This is a genomic window from Variovorax ginsengisoli (assembly GCF_030486595.1).
GTDB lineage: Bacteria > Pseudomonadota > Gammaproteobacteria > Burkholderiales > Burkholderiaceae_C > Variovorax > Variovorax ginsengisoli_B.
In genome coordinates this window covers 1-2,665 of sequence record NZ_JAUJZH010000073.1, presented here as the reverse complement: position 1 = coordinate 2,665, position 2,665 = coordinate 1, and the positions used below count along the sequence as shown (strand labels likewise).

Sequence of the window (2,665 nt, the reverse complement as noted above, 5' to 3'; positions counted from 1 at the left end):
TGCGTATTCCGGCGAACGTGACCGACGATTCCGCGGCATCGTGACCGGTCGTCATGCGTGTTGAGTTGCGCGTTCAGATTGTAGAAGTGGCGGTCACGATGGGTCTTTGTTCTTCTCCTTTTGGGGCGTTTTCGCGGTCTGCCGCAATGACTCGCCCGTGAGGGTGAGTCGGTGGTTCTGCTGCATCAGGCGATCGAGGATTGCGTCGGCGATGGTGGCGTCGCCGACCCAGGCATGCCAGTGCTCGATGGGCAGTTGGCTGGTGATGATGGTGGCCTTGTTGGCCGCCCGGTCGTCAATGATCTCCAGCAGGTCGGACCTGGCTTGAACATCCAGCGCGGCCATGCCCCAGTCGTCGAGCAGCAGCACATCGGTCTTGGCCAGTTGGATCAGCCATTTTCCGAAGGTCCCGTTGCCGTGGCGGATGCGCAGTTCCTCACCGAGCCGAGGCATTCGCTGGTAGTACGCGGATCGGCCGCGCCGGCAGGCGTACTGCGCAAGCGCGCAGGCCAGCCAAGACTTGCCCGCCCCGGTCGGTCCGGTGATCAGGACGCTGTGGCCCGAATCGATCCAGTCGCCCAGCGCCAGGCTCATCACGGCCTTGCGATCAACGCCGCGACCGGCGCGAGCATCCATGTCTTCGATGGCCGCTTGCGGGTACTTCAGGCGAGCCTCCTTCAAGAGCCGTTCGCGTCGCTTGTCGCCGCGCCAGTGCACTTCGCGCTCGACCAGCAAGGCCGTGCGCTCCTCGAAGCTCATGGTCGTCATGCCAGCGCTCGTGAGCTGGTCCTGCAGTCCAGCTGCCATGCCCAGCAGCTTGAGGCTTCGCAGTTGGTCGAGGGTCGTGTTCATCATCATCGGGTATTCCTTGTTCGGGTGTTCAGTGAGCGCAGCCGGCGTCATTGGTAGTAGCCTGGGCCGCGCACATGCTCATGGGGAGGACTGGTCCAGCTCGGCGCCGTGCTCGCGGCAACCTTGTCGCGCTCGTTGACCAGGATGGCTTTCACATGGACGTACTTCGCCGTGCCGAGCTCCAGGGCGATCACGCTGGCTGCCTCCAGCCTCTCGCGGCCGTAGCGCCGCGCGAGCGACAGCAGTCCGAGGCACGCCCGGTAGCCATGCTCGGGGTGGCGTTGCGCCTCGATCAGGCGAGTCACCAGGCGGCCGGTGGCCGCGCCGATGCTTTCTCCCCAATGCACCAGCCGCTCGGGCGTCCATTGAAGGTGGGCGCGGTGCGCCGCTGGCAAGTGAGCGACGACCGTCGTGAAGCCGCCCCTGTGCGCGCTTCGCTGATGAGAGGCGACACGCTGGCCGCGGTGCAGCAGCTCGACCGCGTTCGTCGTGATGCGCGCCTCCAGCAGCAGTCCCACGAGGTCCTGGGGGACGCTGTACCGGTGGCCTTCGATCTCGACGTGATGGTCGATGTGCACCCGCACGTTCTTGAAGGCAGCCCATTCCCAGGGCTGCAGAGGCAGCGCCTGCAACGCCGGCGCGTCCACATCGGCGAAGGCACTCGCCCGGCTGCCAGGCAGTTTCTGGAACGCCTTGCTGTTGAGCCTCTCGAGTAAGGGCTCGATCGCCTCGTTCACGTCGTCGACGGTAGCGAGGCGCTGGTGGCGAAGTCGCATGAGGATCCAGCGCTCCACCACCTGCACGGCCGATTCGACCTTGGCCTTGTCCTGCGGATGGCGAGGCCTGGCCGGCAATACCGAGGTGCCGTAGTGACGCGCGAAGTCCTCCACCGTCTCATTGGCGCGCGGCTCGTAGCGGTTCGGGTTCGCGATCATGGCCTTGGGGTTGTCGGGCACGATCAACTGAGGCACACCGCCGAAGAAGCTCAGGGCACGCGCGCAGCCCTGCAGCCAGTCGGCCATGGTCTCGCGCGGCGTGGCGCACGCGTAGGTATAGCTGGATGCGCCCAGGGCCGCCACAAAGATGTGCGCACGGCCTCCGTCGGCGAGTTCGACGGTCGGGCCGGCGTAGTCGACGAACATCTTCTCGCCGGCGCGGTGGATCTGGCGCATCGAACGCTTCAGGCACATCGCGTAGCGGCGGTACCGTTCGCAGAACTGACTGTAACGGTACGTCGGCTGCTCGGGGTGGGCGCCGACGTACTCCTCCCAGAGCAGCATGAGGGTCATTCCCTTGCGTCGCAGCTCCTGATGGATGCGTCCGTAGTCGGGCAGCACATAGTGGGTCGGTCGGTCCAGGCGACCGTGCACGACATACCGCTCCAGCGCGGTCTCGCTCATCGGCTGAATGGTGGCCCAGTCCAGGCCTGCGGCGGCCGCCTTGCCGACGTACTTGGACACGGCGCCCTTGGAGATTCCCAGAGAGGTCGCGATCTGCTCATGAGAGAGGCGAGCGTCGAGTTTGAGACGTAGGACGTCCTTGATCTTGCGCATGTTGATCCTTGGTGCGGGCAAGCCTGTCTCCGGCAAATGCCGGCGAGGCTACCCGCGTGGGGTGGATGAAATGCGCAACACCAACACGATGACGTACGGCAGCGTTCCGCTGCCGTGACCGCCGATTCCGGCATCGTGACCGCTCATTCCGGAGTACCCCGAAATCGGTCACGTTCAGCCCGGAATCACCGGTCACGTTCGCCCGGAATCCTCGGTCACGTTCGCCCGGAATGGTCGGTCACGATGCTCCGGAATACCCA

Annotated in this window: 2 protein-coding genes; both read right to left on the bottom strand. The window is 65.3% G+C overall.

Translation table 11 applies throughout. From position 1 onward, the window contains the following. Positions 1-93: 93 nt before the first annotated feature. Positions 94-858: an IS21-like element helper ATPase IstB gene (gene istB, locus QZH52_RS38475; protein ID WP_301816524.1), complete on the bottom strand. Its 765-nt coding sequence runs from the start codon at positions 856-858 to the stop codon at positions 94-96. 41 nt (positions 859-899) lie between these two features. Beyond that, a complete protein-coding gene (gene istA, locus QZH52_RS38470; protein WP_301816523.1) occupies positions 900-2,426 on the bottom strand; it encodes an IS21 family transposase in 1,527 nt (508 codons plus the stop codon). Positions 2,427-2,665 lie beyond the last annotated feature (239 nt).